Origin of the sequence: Streptomyces carminius, from assembly GCF_002794255.1 — a bacterium.
GTDB lineage: Bacteria > Actinomycetota > Actinomycetes > Streptomycetales > Streptomycetaceae > Streptomyces > Streptomyces carminius.
The window spans coordinates 129,596-154,055 of the sequence record NZ_PGGW01000071.1 but is presented as its reverse complement, the minus strand read 5'-3'; the positions used below and the strand labels follow the sequence as shown (position 1 = coordinate 154,055).

The 24,460-nt window shown below is 74.0% G+C and carries 25 protein-coding genes; 9 read left to right on the top strand and 16 right to left on the bottom strand.

Annotated features, from left to right (window positions below; genetic code table 11):
* The first annotated feature begins 101 nt into the window (after window positions 1-101).
* Window positions 102-659 carry a DUF1697 domain-containing protein gene (locus CUT44_RS31830; protein WP_100205470.1) on the top strand — a complete coding sequence of 186 codons (558 nt, stop codon included), beginning with the start codon at window positions 102-104 and terminating at the stop codon, window positions 657-659.
* Window positions 660-690: 31 nt separating this feature from the next.
* On the opposite strand, the gene CUT44_RS31825 is transcribed toward CUT44_RS31830, so the two are convergent.
* The 12 genes from CUT44_RS31825 to CUT44_RS31780 all read right to left on the bottom strand — a co-directional run bounded on the left by CUT44_RS31825 (window position 691) and on the right by CUT44_RS31780 (window position 10,250).
* Entirely contained in the window at window positions 691-1,524 is an 834-nt protein-coding gene (locus CUT44_RS31825) for a sirohydrochlorin chelatase (RefSeq protein WP_100205469.1), read from the bottom strand.
* An 8-nt stretch (window positions 1,525-1,532) separates the two neighbouring features.
* Window positions 1,533-2,483, bottom strand: coding sequence for an ABC transporter permease (locus CUT44_RS34650; RefSeq protein WP_100205468.1), 951 nt, complete (start codon window positions 2,481-2,483; stop codon window positions 1,533-1,535).
* Window positions 2,470-3,216: an ABC transporter ATP-binding protein gene (locus tag CUT44_RS31815; RefSeq protein ID WP_233221837.1), complete on the bottom strand. Its 747-nt coding sequence runs from the start codon at window positions 3,214-3,216 to the stop codon at window positions 2,470-2,472. Before CUT44_RS31815 ends, CUT44_RS34650 begins: the two co-directional genes overlap by 14 nt.
* Before the next feature lie 257 nt (window positions 3,217-3,473).
* Window positions 3,474-3,623 carry a hypothetical protein gene (locus CUT44_RS33690; RefSeq protein ID WP_199185922.1) on the bottom strand — a complete coding sequence of 50 codons (150 nt, stop codon included), beginning with the start codon at window positions 3,621-3,623 and terminating at the stop codon, window positions 3,474-3,476.
* Between the two features lie 2 nt (window positions 3,624-3,625).
* A complete protein-coding gene (locus CUT44_RS31810; protein ID WP_100205466.1) occupies window positions 3,626-5,044 on the bottom strand; it encodes a sulfate adenylyltransferase subunit 1 in 1,419 nt (472 codons plus the stop codon).
* Window positions 5,045-5,048: 4 nt separating this feature from the next.
* Window positions 5,049-6,035, bottom strand: coding sequence for a sulfate adenylyltransferase subunit CysD (gene cysD / locus CUT44_RS31805; protein WP_100205465.1), 987 nt, complete (start codon window positions 6,033-6,035; stop codon window positions 5,049-5,051).
* Window positions 6,032-6,601 (bottom strand): adenylyl-sulfate kinase, encoded by a 570-nt coding sequence (gene cysC / locus CUT44_RS31800; protein ID WP_100205464.1) that lies wholly within the window; start codon window positions 6,599-6,601, stop codon window positions 6,032-6,034. Before cysC ends, cysD begins: the two co-directional genes overlap by 4 nt.
* Window positions 6,602-6,686: 85 nt before the next feature.
* A complete protein-coding gene (locus CUT44_RS31795; protein WP_100205463.1) occupies window positions 6,687-7,409 on the bottom strand; it encodes a phosphoadenylyl-sulfate reductase in 723 nt (240 codons plus the stop codon).
* The gene (locus CUT44_RS31790; protein WP_100205462.1) at window positions 7,406-7,594 is read right to left on the bottom strand and encodes a hypothetical protein; all 189 of its coding nucleotides are present in this window, start codon (window positions 7,592-7,594) and stop codon (window positions 7,406-7,408) included. Before CUT44_RS31790 ends, CUT44_RS31795 begins: the two co-directional genes overlap by 4 nt.
* Entirely contained in the window at window positions 7,591-9,288 is a 1,698-nt protein-coding gene (locus CUT44_RS31785; RefSeq protein WP_100205461.1) for a nitrite/sulfite reductase, read from the bottom strand. Before CUT44_RS31785 ends, CUT44_RS31790 begins: the two co-directional genes overlap by 4 nt.
* Before the next feature lie 156 nt (window positions 9,289-9,444).
* A complete protein-coding gene (locus CUT44_RS34775) occupies window positions 9,445-9,528 on the bottom strand; it encodes a putative leader peptide (protein WP_309471194.1) in 84 nt (27 codons plus the stop codon).
* A gap of 92 nt (window positions 9,529-9,620) precedes the next feature.
* Complete coding sequence (locus tag CUT44_RS31780; protein WP_233221813.1) at window positions 9,621-10,250, bottom strand: GNAT family N-acetyltransferase; 630 nt, start codon at window positions 10,248-10,250, stop codon at window positions 9,621-9,623.
* Between the two features lie 139 nt (window positions 10,251-10,389).
* Here CUT44_RS31780 and CUT44_RS31775 point away from each other — a divergent pair, with 139 nt between their 5' ends.
* The 5 genes from CUT44_RS31775 (at window position 10,390) to CUT44_RS31755 (ending at window position 18,761) form a co-directional block, all read left to right on the top strand.
* Entirely contained in the window at window positions 10,390-11,418 is a 1,029-nt protein-coding gene (locus CUT44_RS31775; RefSeq protein ID WP_100205607.1) for a carbohydrate kinase family protein, read from the top strand.
* A gap of 167 nt (window positions 11,419-11,585) precedes the next feature.
* The gene (gene adhE, locus CUT44_RS31770) at window positions 11,586-14,243 is read left to right on the top strand and encodes a bifunctional acetaldehyde-CoA/alcohol dehydrogenase (protein ID WP_100205459.1); all 2,658 of its coding nucleotides are present in this window, start codon (window positions 11,586-11,588) and stop codon (window positions 14,241-14,243) included.
* Window positions 14,244-14,293: 50 nt separating this feature from the next.
* On the top strand, window positions 14,294-16,642 hold the full coding sequence (pflB, locus tag CUT44_RS31765) for a formate C-acetyltransferase (RefSeq protein WP_100205458.1): 2,349 nt from the start codon (window positions 14,294-14,296) through the stop codon (window positions 16,640-16,642).
* Window positions 16,642-17,499: a pyruvate formate-lyase-activating protein gene (gene pflA, locus CUT44_RS31760; protein ID WP_100205457.1), complete on the top strand. Its 858-nt coding sequence runs from the start codon at window positions 16,642-16,644 to the stop codon at window positions 17,497-17,499. The genes pflB and pflA overlap by 1 nt, the downstream gene beginning before the upstream one ends.
* Window positions 17,500-17,612: 113 nt before the next feature.
* A complete protein-coding gene (locus CUT44_RS31755) occupies window positions 17,613-18,761 on the top strand; it encodes a YihY/virulence factor BrkB family protein (protein ID WP_233221812.1) in 1,149 nt (382 codons plus the stop codon).
* A gap of 133 nt (window positions 18,762-18,894) precedes the next feature.
* Here CUT44_RS31755 and CUT44_RS31750 read toward each other — a convergent pair whose 3' ends face one another.
* Window positions 18,895-19,329 (bottom strand): SPW repeat protein, encoded by a 435-nt coding sequence (locus tag CUT44_RS31750; RefSeq protein WP_100205456.1) that lies wholly within the window; start codon window positions 19,327-19,329, stop codon window positions 18,895-18,897.
* A 434-nt stretch (window positions 19,330-19,763) separates the two neighbouring features.
* Between CUT44_RS31750 and rsgA the strand changes: the two genes are divergently transcribed.
* The 3 genes from rsgA to CUT44_RS31735 all read left to right on the top strand — a co-directional run bounded on the left by rsgA (window position 19,764) and on the right by CUT44_RS31735 (window position 22,201).
* Window positions 19,764-20,879 carry a ribosome small subunit-dependent GTPase A gene (rsgA, locus tag CUT44_RS31745; protein WP_100205455.1) on the top strand — a complete coding sequence of 372 codons (1,116 nt, stop codon included), beginning with the start codon at window positions 19,764-19,766 and terminating at the stop codon, window positions 20,877-20,879.
* A 69-nt stretch (window positions 20,880-20,948) separates the two neighbouring features.
* The gene (locus tag CUT44_RS31740) at window positions 20,949-21,551 is read left to right on the top strand and encodes an AAA family ATPase (RefSeq protein WP_100205454.1); all 603 of its coding nucleotides are present in this window, start codon (window positions 20,949-20,951) and stop codon (window positions 21,549-21,551) included.
* Window positions 21,552-21,595: 44 nt separating this feature from the next.
* Window positions 21,596-22,201: a hypothetical protein gene (locus CUT44_RS31735; protein WP_100205453.1), complete on the top strand. Its 606-nt coding sequence runs from the start codon at window positions 21,596-21,598 to the stop codon at window positions 22,199-22,201.
* Here CUT44_RS31735 and CUT44_RS31730 read toward each other — a convergent pair.
* Genes CUT44_RS31730 through CUT44_RS31720 form a run of 3 tightly spaced genes read right to left on the bottom strand, consistent with a single transcriptional unit; the run spans window position 22,164 to window position 24,363 of the window.
* Window positions 22,164-23,498, bottom strand: a complete 1,335-nt coding sequence (locus tag CUT44_RS31730; RefSeq protein ID WP_100205452.1) for an MFS transporter — start codon at window positions 23,496-23,498, stop codon at window positions 22,164-22,166. The two genes, CUT44_RS31735 and CUT44_RS31730, sit on opposite strands and share 38 nt — an antisense overlap.
* Window positions 23,495-23,722 (bottom strand): hypothetical protein, encoded by a 228-nt coding sequence (locus CUT44_RS31725; protein WP_100205451.1) that lies wholly within the window; start codon window positions 23,720-23,722, stop codon window positions 23,495-23,497. The genes CUT44_RS31730 and CUT44_RS31725 overlap by 4 nt, the downstream gene beginning before the upstream one ends.
* A gap of 29 nt (window positions 23,723-23,751) precedes the next feature.
* Complete coding sequence (locus CUT44_RS31720; protein ID WP_100205450.1) at window positions 23,752-24,363, bottom strand: winged helix-turn-helix domain-containing protein; 612 nt, start codon at window positions 24,361-24,363, stop codon at window positions 23,752-23,754.
* Between the last annotated feature and the right edge of the window lie 97 nt (window positions 24,364-24,460).

Sequence of the window (24,460 nt, the reverse complement as noted above, 5' to 3'; positions counted from 1 at the left end):
GCCGCCGGGCGCGAAGGCGGCCCCTCGTCCCGCGGCACCTTTCCCGCCTCCGGCGAGGGACCCCGGCGGACCTCCCCGGACGGAACGACTAGGGTCCCGGTATGACGGGACAACCGGGACAGCCGCAGAGGTATGTGGCGCTGCTGCGCGGGATCAACGTGGGCGGGCACCGGAAGGTGCCCATGGCCGAGCTGCGCGAGACACTGACGGGGCTGGGCTGGGACGGCGTACGCACCCACCTGGCCAGCGGAAACGCCGTCTTCACCACCGCAGGGCGGGACACCGGGGAGCTGGCGCGGGTGCTGGGGGCCGCGCTCGCCGAGCGGTTCGGCTTCACCGTCGACTGCCTGGTCCGTACCGCCGGCGAGCTGCGCGCGGCGGCCGAGGCCTGCCCCTACCCGGCCGACAGCGACCCGGCGAAGCTGCTGGTCCTCTTCCTCGACCGGGCCCCGGACGCCGCGCGGCTGGCGGCGGTGGACGCGGCGGCCTTCGCGCCGGATGAGTTCCGGGCCGGGGAGCGCGAGCTGTACTGCTGGTTCCCCGGCGGCATGGGCCGCAGCAAGCTGCCCGGCGCGCTGGAGGCCGCCTGCCGGGGGCGGACGGTCACCGGACGCAACTGGCGCACGGTCACCGCCCTGCTGGACATGCTCGCCCGGTAGGAAGGACGAGCCCCGGCAGGCGGGGAGCCGGTCAGGCGCTGATGGGCAGGCCCCCGGCCGTCGGCGACACCGTCTCCGGCCACGCCGCCGCGGCCTCGTCGTAGCGGCGGGCCAGCAGCGCGGCCAGCTCCGGGGCGTCGCCCAGCACCGGGGCCAGCACGTCCGCGCCCGCCTCGCGGGCGCCCGCGGCGATGCGGTCCGGCAGGAAGCCGGGCGCGATGACGTACGGGGCGACGGCCACCCGCCGTACGCCCGCCGCGCGCAGCTCCCGGACCGCGTCGGCGGTGCGGGGAAGGGCAGCGGAGGCGAACGCGGGCCGCACGGCGCACCAACCGGCGGTACGCCGCCACTCCCGCGCGATTTCTGCGATCACCGCGATCGCCTCCGGGTCACTGGAGCCCGCCGAGGCCAGGACGACTCCGGTCGAGCACTCGTCGCCGGGCCGCAGCCCGGCCTGGCGCAGCCGCCGCCGCAGGGCGGCCGTCAGCAGCCGGTCCGGGCCCAGCACCCCGGCCTGGCGCACCGCCAGCCGCGGCAGGCGGGCGGCCGTCTCGCCCAGCACCTGGGGGATGTCCGCCTTGGCGTGGAAGGCGCGGGTGAGCAGCAGCGGCAGGGCCACCACCCGGCGCACCCCCTCGTCGTGCAGCCGGGCGAGCGTCCGGGGGACGGACGGCGCGTTGAAGTCCAGATGGCCGACCTCGACCCGCACCCCGGGGCGCAGGGTCCGCAGCCGCGCGCACAGCGCCGCCACGGTCGCGGCGTGCCGGGGGTCGCGGCTGCCGTGGGCGACGACCAGCAGGGCCGGCCGGCCGGCACCGCTGCCGGTGCCGGCGCGGTACGGGGAGGGCGGGGGAACGGTCCGCACGGGCCGGCTCACCTCCCGGCCGCGGCCAGCCCGCGGCTGTGCAGGACCCGGCGTTCCACCGGCGAGAACAGCGCCGACTCGACGGCCACGCCCACGGCCAGGATCAGCACCACAGAGGCCAGCACCAGGCTCATCTCGCCGCTCTGCCGCCCGGCGTCCAGCATCCGGCCGATGCCGGGCAGCGGAGTGGCGGTGATCAGCTCGGCGGTCATCAGGGCGCGCCAGCCGAAGGTCCAGCCGTGCCGCAGCGCGGTGACGAAGCCGGGCAGGGCGGCGGGCACCAGGACGTGGACGGCGCCGGTCAGCCCGCCGGCGCCCATCGAACGGCCCGCCCGGAGCAGCAGCGGCGGCACCTGGTCCACGGCGGCGGTCACCCCGACGGCGATCGACGGGACGGCGCCCAGCAGCACCACCGCGTACACCGCGCCCTCGGAGTTGCCCAGCGCGATCACCGCGACGGGCACCAGCGCGGCGGCGGGCAGCGACTGCACGGCCGACAGGATCGGTCCCAGCACCGTGCGCAGCATCGCCAGCCTCGTCAGCAGCAGCCCCAGCGGAACACCGATGGCCACCGAGGCGGCGAAGCCGGTCAGACAGCGCAGCAGGCTGTGGCCCAGCGCGGGCAGCAGGGTGCCGTCCGACCAGGCACCGGCCAGCTCGCGCCACACGGCGGCCGGGGCGGGCAGGGTGGCCGACCAGCCCAGCGTGTGGGCCGTCTGCCACAGCGCCAGCACCAGGGCGATCGCCGCCAGCGGGGGCGCGACCTTGGCCAGCACCCGCCGGGAGGCGGCCCCGGGCGTGGAGGCGGGGGACTCCAGGGCGTCCAGACCGGACGCCATCTCGTCGGAGTCGTCGGAGGCCCCGGAGACGCCGGAGGTGCCGCCGGGGCCGGCCGGATCGTCGGCGTCCGCCGCCTTCCGCAGGCCCTGCCGGGAGTCCTCGGTGTCAGTGGCGGGCATGGCGGACGATCTCCTCGTGCAGATGGCCGGTGATCTCCCGGGCGAGGGAGGTGACCGAAGAGTCCTCGATACGGCGCGGGTGGGGAGCGTCCACCCGCCACTCGTGCGCGATCCGGCCCGGACGCGAGGACAGCAGCACCACCCGCTGGCCCAGCCGCACCGCCTCGCGGACGTTGTGGGTGACGAACAGGACGGTCAGCTCCCGCTCGCGCCACACCCGGGTCAGCTCCTCGTGGAGCAGGTCGCGGGTGATGGCGTCCAGCGCGGCGAAGGGCTCGTCCATCAGCAGCACCCGGCTGCCCTGCGCCAGCGAGCGGGCCAGCGCCACGCGCTGCCGCATGCCGCCGGAGAGCTGGTGCACCCGCTTGCCGTAGGCGTCCGGCAGCCGCACCAGCCGCAGCAGTTCCTCGGCCCGGCCGCGCCGCTCGGCCCTGGGCACCCCGGCCAGCTTCAGCGCCAGCTCCACGTTGCGGCCGGCGCTCAGCCACGGGAACAGGGCGTGGTCCTGGAACATCAGCGCGGGCCGCCCGTGCGGCACCCGCACCTCGCCCGAGGTCGGCCGGTCCAGCCCGGCGACCAGGTTGAGCAGGGTGGACTTGCCGCAGCCGGAGGCGCCCAGCAGGCAGACGAACTCCCCGGGCGCGACCCGCAGCCCGATGTCGTCCAGCACCTGCTGGCCGCCTCCGCCGCCGCGGTGGGGACCGAAGCTCTTCGACACGTGCTCGAGCCGCACCGCGTACGGGCCGTGCTGCCCGGTCTGCTGCTCGGTGTGCGGCCCGTCCTGCTGACCGGTCTGCCGCCCGGCCCCGGCGCCGGTGACGGACGGCGCCGGGGCGGCGGTGGCGAGTTCGGTGGACACAGCGGAGTCCTCTCGTCGTTCGCCACCCGGGGGCGGGCGGCGCTACGGCTGGGGTGCGCCGACGTGCGCGGCGGGGACGTGCGGGGCGTGCGGCAGGAGGTGTCGCGGGGCGTGCGGCGGGGGTACCGGGGTCACCGACGGCATCCCGCCAGTCCGCCCTGCCCGCTGCCCACGGCGCCGCTGCCGATGCGGCCGCCGGTGAGGTCGAAGGTGGCGAAGGCGTTCTCCGGCGCCCCGGCCGCCGTCCTCACCGTCACCGTCACCGTCACCGTCGTCGTCATGGTCAGAAGTCCCATCCGTCGTCGGCACCGGTGCCGGCACCGTCGGCGGCGGTTCCGGCCGTCCTGGCGGCGGCCTCGGCGAAGGCGTCACCGGCCATGCCGGCGGTGAGGGTGGCGCCGTCGGCGGGGTCGATCAGCAGAAACGATCCGGTGCGCCGGGAGAGGGCGTAGGCGTCCAGCGGCAGCGGCTCGGCGGTACGGATCCGCACCCGGCCGATGTCGTTGGCCGCCAGCTCGCCCGGCTCGGGGTGTTGGGAGAGGTCGTCCAGGGTCAGCCGGGAGGGGATCTCCTTGACGATCGCCTTCACGGTGCGGGTGGTGTGCTTCAGCAGCACCCGCTGGCCGACCCGCAGCGGGGTGTCGTGCAGATGGCAGACGGTGGCGGTGACGTCCTGGGTGGTGGTCGGGGCCTCCTCGGCGGGGGCGATCAGGTCGCCGCGGGAGATGTCGAGGTCGTCCGCCAGCCGGAGGGTGACGGACTGCGGGGCCCAGGCGTTGGCCACGGACTGGCCGAGCACGTCGATGCCCTCGACGGTGGAGGTGCGGCCCGAGGGCAGCACCGTCACCCGCTGGCCGACGCGGAACGCGCCGGAGGCGATCTGGCCCGCGTAGCCGCGGTAGTCGGGGTGCTCGGGCGTCTGGGGGCGGATGACGTACTGCACCGGGAAACGGGCCGCGCAGGCCGCCAGGTCGTGGCTGACCGGGACGGTCTCCAGATGCTCCAGGACGGTCGGGCCGCTGTACCAGTCCATGTTCGCGGACGGGGTCACCACGTTGTCGCCGACCAGCGCCGAGATGGGGATCGCGGTGATCTCGGGGACGCCCAGGGAGGCGGCGTAGGCGGTGAACTCGTCCGCGATGGCCGAGAAGACCGCCTCGCCGTAACCGGCCAGGTCCATCTTGTTGACGGCCAGCACCACGTGCGGGACGCGCAGCAGGGCGGCGACCGCGGCGTGCCGGCGGGTCTGCTCGACCACGCCGTTGCGGGCGTCGACCAGGATGATGGCCAGTTCGGCGGTGGAGGCGCCGGTGACCATGTTGCGGGTGTACTGCACATGGCCGGGGGTGTCGGCCAGGATGAACCGGCGGCGCGGGGTGGCGAAGTAGCGGTAGGCGACGTCGATGGTGATGCCCTGCTCGCGCTCCGCGCGCAGGCCGTCGGTCAGCAGGGCCAGGTCCGGGCCCTCGGCGCCGCGGCTGCGGGAGGCGTGCTCGACGGCCTCCAGCTGGTCGGCCAGGACCGACTTGGAGTCGTGCAGCAGCCGCCCGACCAGGGTGGACTTGCCGTCGTCCACGCTCCCGGCGGTGGCGAAGCGCAGCAGCGAGGTGGTCGCGAGCAGCTCCGCCGCGGCGGAGGCGGTGCCCGTCCCGGTGCCCGCTGCGGTGTCGTTGACGGTGTCGTTGGCGGTGTCGGCGGTCATCGGATCAGAAGTACCCTTCACGCTTGCGGTCCTCCATGGCGGCCTCCGACAGCTTGTCGTCGGCCCTGGTCGCGCCCCGCTCGGTGAGCCGGGATGCCGCGATCTCCGCGATGACCTGCTCGATGGTGACGGCGTCGGAGTCCACCGCACCGGTGCAGGACATGTCGCCGACGGTGCGGTAGCGCACCTGGCGCGTCTCGACCGTCTCGCCCTCCTTCGGGCCGCCCCACTCGCCCGGCGCCAGCCACATGCCGCTGCGGCGGAAGACCTCGCGGGTGTGGGCGTAGTAGATGGCCGGGAGTTCGATCTTCTCCCGGGCGATGTACTGCCACACGTCCAGCTCGGTCCAGTTGCTCAGCGGGAAGACCCGTACGTGCTCCCCGGGCGCGTGGCGGCCGTTGTAGAGCTGCCACAGCTCGGGGCGCTGGCGGCGCGGGTTCCAGCCGCCGAACTCGTCGCGCAGCGAGAACACCCGCTCCTTGGCGCGGGCCTTCTCCTCGTCGCGGCGCCCGCCGCCGAAGACCGCATCGAACCGGCCCGTCTCGATCGCGCGCAGCAGCGGCACCGTCTGCAGCGGGTTGCGGGTGCCGTCCGCGCGCTCGCGCAGCTCGCCGCGGTCGATGAACTCCTGCACGGAGGCCACGTGCAGCCGCAGCCGGTGCTCGGCCACCACGCGGTCCCGGTAGGCGATCACCTCGGGGAAGTTGTGGCCGGTGTCCACGTGCAGCAGCGCGAAGGGCACCGGCGCCGGGGCGAACGCCTTCAGCGCCAGGTGCAGCATCACGATGGAGTCCTTGCCACCGGAGAACAGGATCACCGGCCGCTCGAACTCACCGGCCACCTCGCGGAAGATGTGCACCGCCTCGGACTCCAGCGCGTCCAGGTGGGTGAGTGTGTACGGGGCTCCGGTGTCCCCGGCGGGCTCGCTCTCCCCGGTCGTGGCGGGCCCGGTCGTCCCAGTCGCCCCGGTCGCTTCGGTCGCGGTCGTCACGCCAGTCCCCTCTCGGCGAGCAGTGCGTACAGCCTGGCTGCGGAGTCCTGAACGGTCTCGGTGTGCGCCTCGATCCGCAGATCGGGGTCGGCCGGCGGCTCGTAGGGGTCGTCCACTCCGGTCAGCCCGGTCAGCTCGCCCGCGGCCTGCCGGGCGTACAGCCCCTTCACGTCGCGCTCGGAGCACACCTCGACCGGGGTGGCCACATGGACCTCCAGATACGCGGTGCCCTCCGCCTGGTGGCGCTTGCGCACCGCCTCGCGGCTGTCGGCGTACGGCGCGATCACCGGGACCAGGGCCTTCACCCCGTTGGAGGCGAGCAGTTCGGCGACGAAGCCGATCCGCTGCACGTTGGTGTGCCGGTCCGCCCGGGAGAAGCCCAGCCCGGCGGAGAGGAACTCCCTCACCTCGTCGCCGTCCAGCACCTCCACCCGGTGCCCCTCCTCGCGCAGCCGGCCGGCCAGCGCGTGGGCGATCGTCGTCTTGCCGGCGCTCGGCAGACCGGTGAGCCAGACCGTGGCCCCCTCGCCGGTCCCGCCCGCGCCGGGGGCGGTCGCCCCGCTCATCCGCAGCTCCTCGTCCGTCGGGTCATCTGTCGGGTCATCGCCGTGTCATCCGTCGGGTCATCCGTCCGGCCTTCCGGGTCGGCCATCAGACGTGCAGTCCGCACTCGGTCTTGCCGCGCCCGGCCCAGCGGCCGGCCCGGGCGTCCTCGCCCGCCGACACCCGCCGGGTGCAGGGGGCGCAGCCGACGGAGGCGTAGCCGTCCATCAGCAGGGGGTTGGTCAGCACACCGTGCTCGGCGACGTAGGCGTCCACGTCGTCCTGGGTCCAGCGGGCGATCGGCGAGACCTTGACCTTGCCGCGCCGCTCGTCCCAGCCGACGACCGGGGTGTTCGCCCGGGTCGGGGACTCGTCGCGGCGCAGGCCGGTGGCCCAGGCGTCGTACGCCCGCAGCCCCCGCTCCAGGGGGGCGACCTTGCGCAGCGCGCAGCACAGGTCCGGATCGCGGTCGTGCAGCCGCGGCCCGTGCTCGGCGTCCTGCTCGGCCACCGTCTGCCGCGGGGTGAGCGTGATGACGTTGACGTCCATCACCTCCGCCACCGCGTCCCGGGTGCCGATGGTCTCCGGGAAGTGGTAGCCGGTGTCGAGGAACACCACGTCCACCCCGGGCATCGCCCGCGAGGCGAGGTGCGCGACGACCGCGTCCTCCATCGAGGAGGTCACGCAGAAGCGCGGTCCGAAGGTGTCGGCGGCCCAGCGCAGGATCTCCAGGGCCGGGGCGTCCTCCAGCTCGTGGCCCGCCTTCTCGGCGACGTGCCGCAGTTCGCCGGCGTCCCGCCGCAGGTCCGGCCGGTCGTCGGTGGGGGTCATCGGACGCTCCCTTCGTTCTCGCCCGGGCCGGACCGCCGCAGCCCCTCGGCCAGCAGGCCGAGGAAGGACAGCTTGAAGGCGCGGTTGCAGGAGGCGCACTCCCAGGCGCCGTGGCCGGCCTCGGACGGGCGCAGGTCCTCGTCCCCGCAGTAGGGGCAGTAGAACGGCGCGGCCCGCTCGCTCACTTGAGGTCCCCCTCACCGGCGCGGGCCGCCCACTGGGCGAACCGCTCGCCGTCCTGCCGCTGCTCCTGGTAGCGGGTCAGGACGCGCTCGACGTAGTCGGGCAGCTCGGTGGCGGTGACCTTCAGCCCGCGGACCTTGCGGCCGAAGCCGGGGTCCAGGCCGAGGGAGCCGCCCAGGTGCACCTGGTAGCCCTCGACCTGGTTGCCGTCGGCGTCGGTGACGAGCTGGCCCTTGAGGCCGATGTCCGCGGTCTGGATGCGGGCGCAGGAGTTGGGGCAGCCGTTGACGTTGATGGCGACCGGTTCGTCGAACTCCGGCATCCGGCGCTCCAGTTCGTCGATGAGCGAGGACGCGCGGCCCTTGGTCTCGACGATGGCCAGCTTGCAGAACTCGATGCCGGTGCAGGCCATGGTGCCGCGCCGGAAGACGGACGGACGCGCGGTCAGGTCCATCGCCTCCAGCCCTTCCACCAGGGACTCCACCTGGTCCCCGGGCACGTCCAGGACGAGCATCTTCTGCTCGACGGTGGTGCGGACCCGGCCCGAGCCGTGCGCCTCGGCCAGCTCGGCGATCTTGGTGAGGGTGGTGCCGTCGACGCGGCCGACGCGGGGGGCGAAGCCGACGTAGTACCGGCCGTCCTTCTGGGCGTGCACACCGATGTGGTCGCGCCAGCGCCGGTCGGGGAGCTCGGGGGCGGGGCCGTCGGCCAGCTTCCGCGTCAGGTACTCGTCCTCCAGCACCTGGCGGAACTTCTCCGGTCCCCAGTCGGCGACCAGGTACTTCAGCCGGGCGCGGTTGCGCAGCCGGCGGTAGCCGTAGTCGCGGAAGATCGAGACGACGCCCTCCATGACGTCCGGGACGTCCTCCAGCGGCACCCAGGCGCCCAGCCGGACGCCGAGTTTGGGATTGGTGGACAGGCCGCCGCCCACCCACAGGTCGAAGCCGGGGCCCAGCTCGGGGTGGCGGACGCCGACGAAGGAGACGTCGTTGATCTCGTGTGCCACGTCCAGCAGCGGGGAGCCGGAGATGGCGGTCTTGAACTTGCGCGGCAGGTTGGAGTACGCCGGATTGCCGACGATGCGGCGCTTGGCCTCCTCCAGGGCGGGGGTGCCGTCGATGATCTCGTCGGCGGCGATCCCGGCGACCGGCGAGCCGAGGAAGGCGCGCGGGGTGTCGCCGCACGCCTCGGTGCTGGACAGGCCCACGCTCTCCAGCCGGCGCCAGATCTCGGGGACGTCCTCGATCCGCACCCAGTGGAGCTGGATGTTCTGCCGGTCGGTGATGTCGGCGGTGCCGCGGGCGAACTCCTGGGAGATCTCGCCGATGACGCGCAGCTGCTCGGTGGTCAGCCGTCCGCCGTCGATGCGCACGCGCATCATGAAGTACTCGTCGTCCAGCTCCTCCGGCTCCAGGACCGCGGTCTTGCCGCCGTCGATCCCGGGCTTGCGCTGGGTGTACAGGCCCCACCAGCGCATCCGGCCGCGCAGGTCGGAGGGGTCGATGGAGTCGAAGCCCCGGTGGGCGTAGATCGTCTCAATGCGTGTCCGCACATTGAGACCGTCATCGTCCTTCTTGACCTGCTCGTTGCCGTTGAGAGGGGTGAAGTGTCCGGCGGCCCACTGACCTTCGCCGCGGTGGCGGCCGGCCTTGCGGCGGGTCGGGGCAGCGCTGGCTGGCTTGCGGGTGTCGGCCATGGCGGTGTCTACGTCCTTCGGCTGGACTCGGCTGCGCCGGTGCGGGGCGGATCCGCGCGGGGCGCGCGGACGTGCGCGCTCTCCGGCGCGGAGCGTGGGGCGGGGATCGCCTGCCCGCGGTGTCGGGGCGGCGGGGGTGCGGCGGTGCTGGGACTGTCAGCCCGCCGGACAGATGGCGCTGGACATGCGGCCGAGGTCGACGTGCCGCCGACTCACCAAGGCAATTCCAGCTCGAGACATGACAGAAGCGTGGCACGCGTTTCTCGCGGCAGTCCACCGCTATCCGAGATATGGACAAAGCCGTCCCGCCTGGTGAGACGCTGTGGTGTCGCTCACAGCTCCGGGGGATGTGGGGCGAACGCTTTCGGCCACGGACCCGGCGCGGGCACGGCCGGCTCCCGCGTCACCCTGGTGCCGAAGAGCCGGAAACCGCGCCGGGTGTAGTTCGCCCGCGCGTGGGGGCCGTCCTTGGAGCAGGTGTGCAGCCACACCCGCCGGGTGGGCTCCCGCCCCGGCGCGCGCTCCGCCAGGTCCCAGGCGCGCGCGGTCGCGTACGACAGCAGATGGCCGCCGATACCCCGCCCCCGGAAGGCCGGGATCAGGCCGAAATAGGCGATCTCCACCACGCCGCCCGGCTGCGGGTCCAGTTCGGCGTATCCGGCCGGGGTGCCGTGCTCGAACGCCGCCCAGGTCTCCACACCGGGCCGGGCCAGGTACGCCTGCCACCGCGCGTACGGCCACCCCAGCCGGTCCGTCCAGGTGACGTCCCCGCCGACGGCGGTGTAGAGGAACCGGCTGAACTCCGGGCTGGGGACCCGGGCCAGGGCGATCCGGACGCCGGACCCGGGATCCGGGACGCGGGCGGGGGAGAGGTCCTCCGGTGCGGTCTGCTCGAACGACCAGGTGGTGACGGTGACGGTCCCGGTGGTCCCGGTCGTCGCCGCGTGTTCGGGGTTCTCCACGCCGCCCAGTGAAGCACGCCGCCGGAACACGCGTCCGCCGGCCCGTTTGCGGCCCGGTCCCGCTCCGGTTCCCGCCCGGATCCGGTCCGGGCCCGCCGGGCGCGGGAGAAGCGGGCGGACCCGGGCCACAATGACCGGCATGCCCACGATCAGCAGCGCCCCGAAAGGCGGCCGGGCCGACGGCTCCGCCCCCGCGCCCCCCGTCGCCGTCCTCGGCGAGTGCGTCGCCGACGCCTTCACCGTCCCGGCCGACAGCACCTCCGGGACGGGCAACGGGCCGGACCTGCCCACACTCGGCCTGGAGGTCCTGCCCGGCGGCGGCCCCGCCAACACCGCCGTGGCGCTCGCCCGGCTCGGCACCCCCACCCGCTTCCTCGGCCGGCTGTCGCAGGACGTCTTCGGCAGGCTCTTCCGCGCGCACCTGACCGCCTCCGGGGTGGACCTCGGCGCGGCGGTGACGACCGGTCGGCCCGCCACCCTGGCCGTCGCGGACCTCGATGCCGAGGGCCGTGCCGACTACTCCTTCCACGCCGAGGGCACCGCCGACTGGCAGTGGACGGACGAGGAGCTGGCGACGGCCGCGGCGGCCCCCATGGCCTGCCTGCACACCGGTTCGCTGGCGCTGGTGCGGCCACCGGGCTCGGAAGCGGTGGAGCGGCTGCTGGAGCGGGCGCGGGAGCGGGCCACCGTCTCGCTGGACCCCAACGTCCGGCCGCTGCTGGTGGACCCGGCCGTCTACCGGGAGCGGCTGCCGCGCTGGTGCGCGGCGGCCGACATCCTGCGGCTGTCCGACGACGACCTCGGCCACCTCCTGCCCGGCCTGGACCCCGGGGCCGCCGCCGACGTCTTCCACGGCCACGGCGTCCGGCTGGTCGTCGTCACGCTCGGCGGCGACGGCGCCCTGGCCTCCCTGGACGGCGAGCGGCTGCGGGTACCCGCCCCGCCCGTGGAGGTGGTCGACACCGTCGGCGCGGGCGACTCGTTCATGGCCGGTCTGCTCCACGCCCTGCACACCGGCGGGGCCCTGGGCGGACGGCTGGACGGCCTGACCCCCGGCCTGCTGGCGGAAGCTCTGGCCACCGGGGCCGCGGTCGCCGCCGCGACCTGCGCGGCCCGCGGTGCCAACCCGCCCTGGAAGCACCAGATGGGCGGGCAACGGCGCGGCTGAGCGGGCCGGTGGCGGGGCCGGACGGGGAAGGCGGGACCTTGGTCCCGGGGCCGGTCCGGGGCCGGGACCTTCGGCCTGCGGCAGGGGTCCCTTCGGCGGCTGCGGCACCGGGTGCCCAGGGCGTGCAATGGAGGTACCGAAGCCCCCGCGTTCAGGAGTGAGCCCCCATGGCAGCAGCCGCCGCACGTCCCACCGTCCCGTCGGACGCCAAGGCCGCCATGACCGCCGAGATCGCTGTCGACACGCTGGTGGCGCACGCCGTCAAGGCCCTGGACGAGTACGCCTCGTTCACCCAGGAGCAGGTCGACCACATCGTGCGGAAGGCCTCGCTCGCCGCGCTGGGCAACCACTGCGAGCTCGCCGAACTCGCGATCGGCGAGACCGGCCGGGGCGTCTTCGAGGACAAGGCGATGAAGAACCTCTTCGCCTGCGAGCACGTCACCCACTCGATGGACGGCCTGAAGACGGTCGGCGTGATCCGCCGCGACGAGCTGAACGGCATCACCGAGATCGCCGAGCCGGTCGGCGTCGTCTGCGCCATGACCCCGGTGACCAACCCCACCTCCACCACGATCTTCAAGGCGCTCATCGCGCTGAAGACCCGCAACCCGATCGTCTTCGCCTTCCACCCCTCGGCCCAGCGGTGCAGCGCCGAGGCGGCCCGGATCGTGCGGGACGCCGCCGTGGCGGCCGGTGCCCCCGAGCACTGCGTGCAGTGGGTCGAGGAGCCCTCGATGGCGGCCACCGGGCGCCTGATGAACCACCCGGACGTCTCCACCGTCCTGGCCACCGGCGGCAACGCGATGGTCAAGGCGGCCTACTCGTGCGGCAAGCCGGCGCTCGGCGTCGGCGCGGGCAACGTCCCCGCCTACGTCCACCGCACCGCCGACGTACCGCGCGCCGTGCACGACATCGTGCTCTCCAAGGCCTTCGACAACGGCATGATCTGCGCCTCCGAGCAGGCTGCCGTCCTGGACACGGACATCTACGAGCGGGCGATCGCGGAGTTCCGCAAGCTCCACGCCCACCTGGCCACCGCCGAGGAGAAGGAGAAGCTGGAGAAGTTCCTGTTCGGCGCCACCGCCCGCGGCGCCGGCTGCGCCGGGGCGAGGCTCAACGCCGACGCGGTGGGCCGGCCGGTCACCTGGATCGCCGAGCAGGCCGGCTTCACCGTCCCCGAGGACGCCTCCGTCATCCTCGCCGAGATCTCCGGCGTCGGCCCGGCCGAGCCGCTCAGCCGCGAGAAGCTCTCCCCGGTGCTGGCCGTGCTGCGCGCCGAATCCACCGAACAGGGCATCGAACTGGCCGCGCAGATGGTGGAGTTCGACGGACTGGGCCACAGCGCCGTCATCCACACCGACGACGAGGAGCTCACCGAGCGCTTCGGCCGCCGCGTCAAGGCGGTGCGGATCATCGCCAACGCGCCCTCCAGCCTCGGCGGCATCGGCGACGTCTACAACTCCTTCCTCCCCTCGATGACCCTGGGCTGCGGCTCCTACGGCCACAACTCGGTCTCCGGCAACGTCACCGCCGTCGACCTGCTCAACATCAAGCGGGTGGGACGCCGGAACAACAACATGCAGTGGTTCAAGGTCCCCCCGAAGATCTACTTCGAGCGGCACTCGCTGCGCTACCTCGGCGACATGCGCGGCATGCGGCGCGTCACCGTCGTCACCGACCAGAACATGGACCGCCTGGGCTACCTCACCCGCGTCAAGGACATCCTCCGCTCGCGCCGCGAGCCGGTGAACCTCCAGATCATCGACGACATCGAGCCCAACCCGGAGCTGGCCACCGTCGAGCGCGGCGCCGCGAAGATGCGCGAGTTCGAGCCCGACACCATCGTCGCCCTCGGCGGCGGCTCGCCGATCGACGCCGCCAAGGTCATGTGGCTGATGTACGAGCACCCCGAGATCGCCTTCGCCGACACCAAGGAGAAGTTCTCCGACATCCGCAAGCGGGCCTTCACCTTCCCGCCGCTGGGGGAGAAGGCGAAGCTGATCGCGGTGCCCACCACCTCCGGCACCGGCGCCGAGGTCACCCCGTTCGCGGTCATCTCCGACCCGGCCGCGGCCCGCAAGTACCCGCTGGCCGACTACGCGCTCACCCCCGACGTCGCCATCGTCGACCCGGTGCTGACCGCCACCCTGCCGCCCGCCGTCACCGCCGACTCCGGCTTCGACGCCCTCACCCACGCCACCGAGGCGTACGTGTCGGTCTACGCCAACGACTACACCGACGGGCTGTGCCTCCAGGCCATCCGGCTGGTCTTCGAGAACCTGGAGAACTGCGTCACCCGCGGCGCCGAGGACCCCAAGGCCCGTGAGCGGATGCACAACGCTTCCACCATCGCCGGCATGGCCTTCGCCAACGCCTTCCTCGGCCTGGTGCACGCCATGTCCCACACCCTGGGCAACACCTTCCACCTCACCCACGGGAGGACCAACGCGCTGCTCCTGCCGCACGTCATCCGCCACAACGGCCGCATCCCCACCAAGCTGACCGGCTGGCCCAAGTACGAGACCTACCGGGCCCACGAGCGCTTCCAGGAGATCGCGGGGACGCTCGGCCTGCCGGCCGCCACCCCCGAGGAGGGCGTGGAGTCCTACGCCCGGGCCGTGGAGGACCTGCGCGCCCGGTGCGGGATCCCGGCCTCCTTCCAGGAGGCGGGCGTCGACGAGAAGGAGTTCCTCGCCGCCCTGCCCGAGCAGGCCCGCAACGCCTACGCCGACCAGTGCGCACCCGCCAACCCCCGGATGCCGATGCTCGGCGAGATGCGGACGCTGATGCGCCAGGCCTACTACGGCCGCACCGCCGGGGCCTGACCCGGTCCCGCCGCCCACCACCGCCTGACCCACCCCTTCAGGAGCCAGCGATGACCACCATTCCGCAGCCGCAGAGCCCGCACCGCTCCACCGGCGACGACCGCGACGCCACCCCCGGCACCCCGGCCACCCCGGCAGCCGACCCGGCCGCCACCCCCGCCCGGCACACCGTCGAGGGCGCCTGGAAGGGCTTCCGGGGCGGCCTGTGGCGGGACGCGATCGACGTCCGCGACTTCGTCCAGCACAACTACACCCCCTACGAGGGCGACGGCGCCTTCCTCGCCGGCCCCACCCACCGCACCACCGCCGTGTGGGAGAAGCTCCTGGCGATGTTCCCCGCCGAGCGGGAGCGCGGCATCCACGACGTGGACACCGCCACCCCCTCGGCCATCACCGCCTTCGGCCCCGGCTACATCGACAAGGACCTCGACCTGATCGTCGGCCTGCAGACCGACACCCCGCTCAAGCGGGCGATCATGCCGGCGGGCGGCTGGCGGATGGTCGAGGCGGCGCTGAAGGCGTACGGCCACGAGCCCGACCAGCGGGTGAAGGAGATCTTCACCACCTACCGCAAGACCCACAACGACGGCGTCTTCGACGCCTACACCCCCGAGATCCGCGCCTGCCGCTCGGCGGGCATCATCACCGGCCTGCCCGACGCCTACGGCCGCGGCCGCATCATCGGCGACTACCGCCGCGTCGCCCTGTACGGCGTGGACCGGCTGATCGCCGACAAGCAGGCCGACCGGCGGCTGCTCGACGACCGCTGGCCCAGCGAGGAGGTCATCCGCGACCGGGAGGAGAACGCCGAGCAGATCAGGGCGCTGCGCGAGCTGAAGGAGATGGCCGCCTCCTACGGGTACGACATCTCCCGGCCCGCCGCCACCGGCCGCGAGGCCGTCCAGTGGCTGTACTTCGGCTACCTGGCCGCCGTGAAGGAGCAGAACGGCGCGGCGATGTCCATCGGCCGGCTCGACGCCTTCCTCGACGTCTACCTCCAGCGCGACATCGAGCAGGGGCTGCTCACCGAGAGCGGCGCACAGGAGCTGGTCGACGACTTCGTGATCAAGCTCCGCATCGTCCGCTTCCTGCGCACCCCCGAGTACAACTCGCTCTACTCCGGCGACCCGACCTGGGTCACCTGGTCGCTGGCCGGGATGGGCGAGGACGGCCGCCCGCTGGTCACCCGCACCACCTTCCGCGCCCTGCAGACCCTCTACAACCTGGGCCCGGCCCCCGAGCCCAACCTGACGGTCTTCTGGTCGCAGGCGCTGCCCAGGGGCTTCAAGGACTTCGCCGCCAAGGTCGCCGTCGACACCAGCGCCCTGCAGTTCGAGTCCGACGAGCTGATGCGCCCCAGGTACGGCGACGACACCGCCATCGCCTGCTGCGTCTCGGCGATGGCCACCGGCAAGCAGATGCAGTTCTTCGGTGCCCGCGTCAACGTCGCCAAGGCCCTGCTCTACGCCATCAACGGCGGCCGCGACGAGCTGACCGGCGAGCTGGTCGTCAAGGGCTTCCGCCCGGTCGAGGGCGAGTACCTGGACTACGCCACCGTCGCCGAGCGCTACGACGCGATGCTGGAGTGGCTGGCGAGGACCTACGTCCACGCCCTCAACGTCATCCACTACATGCACGACCGTTACGCCTACGAGCGGCTGGAGATGGCCCTGCACGACCGCGCGGTGCTGCGCACCATGGCCTGCGGCATCGCCGGCCTGTCGGTCGCCGCCGACTCGCTCTCGGCGATCAAGCACGCCAGGGTGCGGGTGATCCGCGACGCCACCGGGCTGGCCGTCGACTACGCCGTCGAGGGCGACTACCCGGCGTACGGCAACAACGACGACCGGGCCGACGAGATCGCCCGCGGCCTGGTCCACGGCTTCATGGCCAAGGTGCGCCGCCATACCACCTACCGCGACGCGGTGCACACCCAGTCGGTGCTCACCATCACCTCCAACGTCGTCTACGGGAAGAAGACCGGCAACACCCCCGACGGCCGCCGCGCCGGCACCCCCTTCGCGCCGGGCGCCAACCCGATGAACGGCCGGGACCGGCACGGCTACATCGCCTCGGCCCTGTCGGTGGCCAAGCTGGACTACGCCGACGCGGAGGACGGCATCTCGCTGACCAACACCATCACCCCCGACGCCCTGGGCCGCACCCCCGAGGAGCGGGCCGGGAACCTCGCCGGGGTGCTGGACGGCTACACCGCCTCGGGCGGCTTCCACATGAACGTCAACGTCCTGGACCGGGACACCCTGCTGGACGCCATGGCGCACCCGGAGAACTACCCGCAGCTGACCGTCCGGGTCAGCGGCTACGCGGTGAACTTCGTCCGGCTCACCCGCGAGCAGCAGCTCGACGTCATCAACCGCACCTTCCACGGAGCACTGTGATGACCGCACCCGTCAACACGGGACCCGGCACGGGACCCGGCACGGGACCGGGCACGGAGCGCGTCCGGGAGACCGCGCCGGCGGGGGCCGCGACCCCCGCCGGGGCGGCCACCCGCCGCCCGGTGACCGGCTCGGTGCACTCCTGGGACCTGTCCACCGGCGTGGACGGTCCCGGTGCCCGCTTCGTCACCTTCCTGGCCGGCTGCCCGCTGGCCTGCCTGTACTGCCACAACCCCGACACCTGGCAACTGCGCAACGGCCGCCGCACCGCCGCCGACGAGATCGTCGCCGAGGCCGCCAAGTACACCGCCTTCATCCGCGCCGCGGGCGGCGGCGCCACGCTCAGCGGCGGCGAGCCGCTGCTCCAGCCGGTCTTCGCCGGGGAGCTGCTGCACCGCTTCAGGCACGAGCTGGGGCTGCACACCGCCCTGGACACCTCCGGCTTCCTCGGCGCGCGGGCCTCCGACGCGCTGCTGGCCGACACCGACCTGGTGCTGCTGGACATCAAGTCCTGGGACCCGGCCCTGTACCGGAAGGTCACCGGCGGCCGGGGCGAGATCGGCCCCACCGTCGACTTCGCCCGCCGGCTGGCGCTGCTGGGCAAGGAGGTGTGGGTGCGGTTCGTGCTGGTCCCCGGGCTGACCGACGACCCCGGCAACATCGAGGGCGTCGCCGCCTTCACCGCCTCGCTCGGCAACGTCTCCCGGGTGGACGTGCTGCCCTTCCACAAACTGGGCGCCGCCAAGTGGAAGGCCGTCGGCCGCACCTTCCCGCTGGCCGACACTCCCGCCCCCACCCCCGGACAGGTGGCGCAGGCCCGGGGGATCTTCGCCGCGCACGGCCTGTACGCGGTGTGAGCGACGCGGGCCGGGGGCGGGCCGGCCCGGCCCGGGCCCGCACCGTACACCGGGAGAGCCCGCAGGTGGGCCACGGTGTGAACCGGCCGCGGCGGGCCGGATACGTTAAGGGCGTGCAAGCAGCCCCGACACCTCCCCAGCAGTCCCGGAGCACCCTGCGCAGGGCCCGCGCCCTGTACCGCGACGTCCCCAAACGGAAGCTCGCCTGGCTGCTGCTGAAGGACACCGTCAACTCCGCCATGGAGTACCGGATCCTGGGGCTGGCGGCCGAGGCCGCCTTCTTCACCCTGCTGTCGCTGCCGCCGCTGCTGCTCGGCCTGATCGGGCTGCTGGGCTACCTCGACGCCTGGATCGGCACCGACAGCATCGACAGCGTCCGCACCAACCTCCTGAACGCCTCCGCCACCGTCCTGTCCGACCGGGGCGTCAGCCAGCTGGCCGAACCGCTGATCGACGACGTGATCGAGGGCGGCCGGCCCGACGTGATCTCGGTCGGCTTCGCGCTGGCCCTGTGGTCCGGCTCCCGCACGATGAACGTCTTCATCGACACCATCACCGTGATGTACGGGCTCGACGGCCACCGGGGCATCGTGGCGACCCGGCTGCTGGCCTTCGTGCTGTACCTGGCCGCCCTGCCGCTGGGCGCGGTCGCCCTGCCGCTGCTGATCGTCGGCCCGGACGCGCTGATCGGCTGGATCCCGCAACTGGAACTGCTGCTGCCGCTGCTGTACTGGCCCGTGGTGGTGGTGGCGTCCATCGCCTTCCTGACCACCCTCTACCACGTCTCCGTGCCCGTCCGCTCGCCCTGGGTGGAGGACGTCCCCGGCGCCCTGGTGGCCCTGCTGATGTGGATCCTGGGCAGCGCCCTGCTGCGTTTCTACCTCACCCGCACGGTGGACGGCCCGACGCTGTACGGCTCACTGGCCGCGCCGGTGGCCGTACTGCTGTGGATCGGCGTCTCCGCCTTCGCCGTCCTGGTCGGCGCGGCCGTCAACGCCGCCATCGACCACGTGTGGCCCTCGGTGTCCACGGCCGCCGCCCGCCGTGCCACCGAGCGCGCCCGGGAGCAGGCCGCCGCCGAGGTCGTCGCCGCCGCGGCGGCGCGGCGCGCGATGCGGGGAGCCGAGGGCGGCGACGGTGACGGCGAGGAGGCGGGCGAGCCGCCCGCGGAGTTCCCCGAGCGCTGGACGAAGTTCCTGCCGCCCGCCGACGTACGCTCCCGGCTGCGGTCCCGGCTGCGCTCCCGCCCCAGGGACGACTGACCGGCCCGGGGCCGCGAGCCGGCCCGGCGGGACCGCCACGGCGGCCGGTGCCCGGGCCCGGTGCCCGGCCGGTCCGCTCCGCGCGGGCACCGGACCCGTTCCGGTCGTGGTGTGCCGCTCATCCCCTCCCGCGTCAGCCGTTCTTCTTGCCGCCCTTCCTGCCGACGGCCAGGAGCGCCAGTCCGAGGAGGAAGACGATGCCTCCGGTGATCACGTTGGTGAGGATCGTCCGGGTGGTGTCCACGTTGCCCGACACCAGCCAGGGGGAGAGGACCGTCCAGGCGCCGAGCGCGCACACGGCCCAGCTCAGACCGTAGGCGCGCTCGAAGGCCACGCCGAGGGCCAGGCCGATCACGGCGAGTGCGATGCCGGTGACGAAGTTGTTGACGGTCAGCGCGTCGAACCGGGTGAAGCCCACGATCCAGGGCGAGACCAGCAGGAACAGCCCCGCCAGCAGGGTCAGGGACTCCAGCCCCTGTGCCGTCGGCGTCGTCGACGCCCGTGCGTAGCGCGCCCGCATCCCCACCAGGTCGGGGTGTTCCTCGATGCGCGACGTGGGTGTGGCCATGTGAGCCACCTCCTCTGAGGTTTTAATCCTTACGCTCCAATTTTCACCCGGATGACCTCTTATGTCTCCCTCGCCGGGCCATCCGGACCACCTCGCGGGGAGAAAACGCCGGAGAAAGCGCCGGAGAGAACGCCGGAGAGAAACCGGAGAGAAAAGGAGTGGTGCCGGGGCGCCGCGCTCTCCTAGAGTCGCCCGCGGCACGGGAGCGCCGCTCCCCGCGCATCCGTACACACCGTCGCCGACCGGAGAACAGGAGGTGGAGACCATGGCCGCCGTCGCCGCCGTGGGGCCCGCCCACGGCCAGCAGCCCGCCAGTCCCACTTCCGCGGTCTCCGGCTGACACCCCTTCTCTCCGGGTTCTCTCCGGGTTCTCTCCGGGCTCCTCGCCAGGAGCCCCATCCGCCGGGGCCGCCCTTCCCGAAGGGCCATCCGCGTTGAGCTTTTCCGACGCCACCCACGCCACCCACGCCTCTCACTCCTCCGCACACCCGCTCGCCCGCTACGGCTGGGACGAGCGCACCGCCGAGTCCTTCGCCCCCCACGGGCGGCAGGGCCTGACCCCCGCCCGGGTGGTCCGGGTGGACCGCGGCCGGTGCGACGCCGTCACCGCCGACGGCACCGTACGGGCCGACAGCGCCTCCGTCACCGGCCCCGACCCGGTGCGCACCGTCTGCACCGGCGACTGGGCCGCCCTCGGCCCCGGCACCCACGGCCTGCCCGAGGTACGCGCCCTGCTGCCCCGGCGCACCGCCTTCGTACGGTCCACCTCCTCCAAACGCGCCGAGGGCCAGGTGCTGGCCGCCAACGTCGACCACGCCGTGGTCGCCGTCTCCCTCGCCGCCGAACCCGACCTGGGCCGGCTGGAGCGCTTCCTCGCCCTGGCCTGGGAGAGCGGCGCCCAGCCGCTGGTCGTCCTCACCAAGGCCGACCTCGCCCCGGACACCGGGCATGTCGCCGCCGACGCCGAGACCGCCGCGCCGGGGGTACCGGTGCTGCCCGTCAGCGCCCGCACCGGCGCGGGCCTGGACGCGCTCGCCGCCGCCCTGCGCGAGGGCACCGCCGTCCTGCTCGGGCAGTCCGGCGCGGGCAAGTCCACCCTGGTCAACGCACTGGTCGGCCAGGAGGTGACAGCCGTGCGGGAGGCCCGGGACCGGGACGGCAAGGGGCGGCACACCACGACCAGCCGCGAACTGTTCCTCCTCCCCGGCGGCGGCGTCCTCATCGACACACCGGGACTGCGCGGCGTCGGACTGTGGGACGCCGGGGACGGCGTCGACCGCACCTTCGCCGACATCGGGGAACTGGCGCGCGAGTGCCGCTTCCCCGACTGCGCGCACACCGCCGAACCCGGCTGTGCCGTCCTCGCCGCCGTCGACGACGGCACCCTGCCCGGGCGCCGCCTGGACAGCTACCGCAAGCTGCTGCGCGAGAACGAGTACCTCGCCGCCCGCGCCGACGCCCGGCTACGGGCCGAGCTGCGGCGCGACTGGAAGCGGAAGCAGGCGCTCGGCCGGCACATGGCGGAACGCAAACGCGGCCCGCGGCGGTAGGCCGGACCGTTCCCGGACCGTTTCCGGAACGCGCGGGGCGGCGGTGGTCCGGCTGCTACCGTCGCTCCCGTGCTCCTCTGGATCAACGGACCGTTCGGCGTCGGCAAGACGCACACCGCCCACGAGCTGGCGCGGCGGCTGCCGGGCAGCACCGTCAGCGATCCGGAGCTGCTGGGCTTCGGCATCCACCGCATGCTGCCGCGCGCCCTGCGGGACGACTTCCAGGACTTCCCCGTCTGGCGGCACGGTGTGCGCGAGGTGCTGGACCATCTGCTGCGCCGGCACGACGGCCCGGTGATCGTCCCGATGACGCTGGTGGTGCCGCAGTACTTCGAGGAGATCGTCGGGGCCCTGCGCACCGGCGGTCACCAGGTGCGCCATGTGACGCTGCTGGCCGAGCGGGAGACGGTGCTGCGCCGGCTGCGCGGGCGCGGGCCGCTGCCCGGGCTGGCGGCCGACCGCTGGGCGGCCGGGCAGCTGGACCGCTGTCTGACGGCGCTGCGCGGACCGGAGTTCGCCGAGCACGTCCACACCGACGACCTCCCCCTGCCGCGCGCCGCCGAGGCGGTCGCGGCCGCGGCGGGGCTGCGGATCGCCCCGTACACCGGCGGCGCGCTGCGGCAGCGGATGCGCCGGGCCCGGACCACGCTGCGCAGCGTCCGGTTCGACTGATTCCGGCCCGCTCCCGCCCCGATCCCGCCCGAGGAGCCCCCCGTATGACGCCCACCGCGCCGCGCGGCACCCCGGCCGGACCGTTCGGCCCCCGCGAGTTCCAGCTCGTCCTGCTGCGCCGGATGGCCGACTTCCAGCCCGGCCTCGTCCTGGACGCGCTGCGCGCGCTGGACGCCGACCGGGCCGAGCTGCGCGAGGCCAACCGCCGCTGGCAGGCGTGGAACCGGTCGAACCGCTCCCCGCGCGCCCGCGGCGCGGCGGCCCGTTACCGGTCCGTCCTCGGCGAGCCCGAGACGGACGAGCCGCGCCGCGTCGGCGACCTGGAGTGCCGGGCGCTGCGCTGGCCGGTGCCGCTCTGGCCCGACCTGCGCTTCGAGGTGCTGACCGCGCCGGGCGGCGCGGTGTGGAACGAGTGGCTGGTGCGCGCCCCGGGCGCGCCCGGCCCCGAGCTGCGCACCGTGGAGGACCTGCTGCCGTGGAGCTGCACGGTGGACGAGGCCGCCCGCGCCTTCGCCCCCGCCCGTCCCCTGGAGGGCTCCGCCCCGACCCGGTGGCGGCTGTCCTTCACCGCCCCGGACCGCTCCGGAACGCGGCATGCGGTGCTCGCCGAGTTCACGTGGGGCCTGCTCCAGCGCCTCCCGGAGCACTGACCCCGGTCTTTCCGCGGCCTCTCTCCACCGGGCGGTCCATCGCCCGCCAGACGGGGAGGACCAGCGGGCTCAGTGTCGCCGCCAGATAGAGCCCGCCGGTGACCAGCAGCGCGGGTACGAGCCCGGCCCCCTCCACCGCGGCCCCGGCGGCGAGCCCGCCCAGCGGCAGCACCGTCAGCACCCCGGCCGTGGTCACGCTCAGTACCCTGCTGCGCAGGGCTTCGGGCACGGTCTCGAACAGCACCGTGGTCAGGATGGGATTGAGGGCGCCCGCCGCCAGCCCCGACAGGACCAGCACCGGGGCGAGCGCGGCGAAGCCGTCGGTGAGGGCGGCCACGGTGAACTTCGGCGCTCCGGCGATCAGGAAGCACACCGTGAACACCGGCCGGCGCGGCAGGCGGTGCCCGAACGCCCCGTACAGCAGCGCCCCGGTCAGCGCCCCGCCGCCCGACAGGGCCACCAGCAGACCGAGTTCCCCCGCACCGCCCAGTGTCCGGTCGGCGTGCACCGGCAGCAGGACGGAGCCCCACGCCTGGTCGAGGCCGTTGGTGACCGTGACCATCAGGACGACGGCCAGGAGCAGCGGGGTGTGGAGCACATGGGCGTATCCCTCGCGCAGCTCGGCGCGGTAGGCACGGTAGGTGCGCCGGGAGCGCCGCGTGCCCGAGGGGGCCGCGCGACGCGGGGCGGCGGCGGGCAGCGCGCGCAGCCCGGCCGCGATCAGCAGCGCGGAGCCGGCGAAGGTGGCGGCGTCGACCAGCAGCACCGTCTCGGCGCCCAGCAGCGCGATGAGCACCCCGCCGGCCGCGGCGCCCAGCATCCGGGCGCCGCGCGAGACCCCGTCATGGAGGCTCGCGGCCCTGGACAGGGCCGTCCCGGCCCGCTCCGCCAGATCGGGCAGGAGCACGGTGCGCGCGGTCTCGCCCGGCGCGTGGAACAGCCCGCCGACCGCCATCAGGGCGCAAAGATGCCAGAACTCCAGCGCCCCGGTGTGGTGCAGCAGCGGGACGGTGCCGACGGCCGCCCCGCAGACGGTGTCCGAGACGACACTCGCGCGCAGCCGTCCCAACCGGTCGATCACCGGCCCGCCGACGAGGGCCGAGACGACGACGGGCAGCGTGGCGCAGAACGCCACCAGCCCGGCGCGGGCGGCACTGCCGGTGGTCTGCAGGACGAACCAGGGGACGGCGATGAGCGTCAGCGAGTTGCCGGCGACGGACACCGCGTGGGCGGCCAGGAGGAACGTGAGCGGTCGCCGGTCGGCGGAGGCGCTCGGGGAAGTGGGGCCGCCGGTCACGGCGCGGTCGCGCTCCGGCCGGAGTGGACCAGGCGCAGCCCCGTCTCGACCAGGGCCCAGCCGATCCGGCGGCGTACGGCGGTCCGGCGCGGGCGTGGGCGGGGCCCGTGTGCCGGGCGGGGCCCGGCCGTGCGGGCCAGGCGCCAGGTGTCGGCCTCGTGCCGTAACTCGGCCGAGCGCGACCGGGCGACGAAGAGGTGGGCGTCGGGGTGGAAGGGATGCACGGATGCCTCCGCCGGTGTCGGGTGCCGGATCAGTCCCCGGCACGGGGGAAGGAGTGCAGGTGGACGCGGAACCGCTCGGCCCGTTCGTCCTCGGTGGCCCGGTCGCGGTAGCTCTCGACCAGCACGCGGAGCCGTTCGTTCAGCTCGCGGGCGAGCTCGGGGGTCAGCCGCAGGCTGAAGTCGCTCAGCTCGGAGGCGCCCCGCCACTCCTCGGTCCACTCGAAAGCCGTGGCCAGCCAGGTGTCCAGCTCCCGGGCGTGGATGGTGGCCACCTCGTGCAGCAGCAGGCCGAGCGCGCCGCGCACCTCCGGGTCGGGGTGCCGGAGGAACTGGTCGACGTCGCTGACCTGCGTGCCCCGGTGCACGGCCTTCCACCAGCGCTCCCGCGCGGTGCCGCGTCCGGTGTCCTCCTCGGTGAAGCCGTACGCGGCGAGCTGACGCAGGTGGTAGCTCGTCGCGCCGCTGGACTCGCCGAGCCGGTCGGCCAGCCGGGAGGCGGTGGCCGGGCCGTACTCGCGCAGCGCGCCGAGGATGCGGATGCGCAGAGGGTGGGCGAGGGCGCGCAGTGAGCGCGGGTCGAGGACGCGGACGGAGTCCTGTGGATCGGGACGCAGCGAATCGGAGCGTGGATCGTCGGGCATGGGACGACGGTAAGGGTGCAAAGGAAGCTTTGCAACATGTTTTTGCAAAGAGTTCTTTGTGCTTTGTCCCGGCCTGGTGCGGAGCCGCCCACCACCG

Bases quoted from the DNA above. Each gene is read 5' to 3' on its own strand.
- CUT44_RS34650 (WP_100205468.1), bottom strand. From the start codon at position 2,483: ATGCCCGCCACTGACACCGAGGACTCCCGGCAGGGCCTGCGGAAGGCG.
- pflB (WP_100205458.1), top strand. From the start codon at position 14,294: ATGACCACCATTCCGCAGCCGCAGAGCCCGCACCGCTCCACCGGCGAC.
- pflA (WP_100205457.1), top strand. From the start codon at position 16,642: ATGACCGCACCCGTCAACACGGGACCCGGCACGGGACCCGGCACGGGA.
- CUT44_RS31785 (WP_100205461.1), bottom strand. From the start codon at position 9,288: ATGGCCGACACCCGCAAGCCAGCCAGCGCTGCCCCGACCCGCCGCAAG.
- CUT44_RS34775 (WP_309471194.1), bottom strand. From the start codon at position 9,528: ATGTCTCGAGCTGGAATTGCCTTGGTGAGTCGGCGGCACGTCGACCTC.
- CUT44_RS31830 (WP_100205470.1), top strand. From the start codon at position 102: ATGACGGGACAACCGGGACAGCCGCAGAGGTATGTGGCGCTGCTGCGC.
- CUT44_RS31720 (WP_100205450.1), bottom strand. From the start codon at position 24,363: ATGCCCGACGATCCACGCTCCGATTCGCTGCGTCCCGATCCACAGGAC.
- CUT44_RS31775 (WP_100205607.1), top strand. From the start codon at position 10,390: ATGCCCACGATCAGCAGCGCCCCGAAAGGCGGCCGGGCCGACGGCTCC.
- adhE (WP_100205459.1), top strand. From the start codon at position 11,586: ATGGCAGCAGCCGCCGCACGTCCCACCGTCCCGTCGGACGCCAAGGCC.
- CUT44_RS33690 (WP_199185922.1), bottom strand. From the start codon at position 3,623: ATGACGACGACGGTGACGGTGACGGTGACGGTGAGGACGGCGGCCGGG.
- CUT44_RS31750 (WP_100205456.1), bottom strand. From the start codon at position 19,329: ATGGCCACACCCACGTCGCGCATCGAGGAACACCCCGACCTGGTGGGG.
- CUT44_RS31810 (WP_100205466.1), bottom strand. From the start codon at position 5,044: ATGACCGCCGACACCGCCAACGACACCGTCAACGACACCGCAGCGGGC.
- CUT44_RS31795 (WP_100205463.1), bottom strand. From the start codon at position 7,409: ATGACCCCCACCGACGACCGGCCGGACCTGCGGCGGGACGCCGGCGAA.
- CUT44_RS31735 (WP_100205453.1), top strand. From the start codon at position 21,596: ATGACGCCCACCGCGCCGCGCGGCACCCCGGCCGGACCGTTCGGCCCC.
- cysC (WP_100205464.1), bottom strand. From the start codon at position 6,601: ATGAGCGGGGCGACCGCCCCCGGCGCGGGCGGGACCGGCGAGGGGGCC.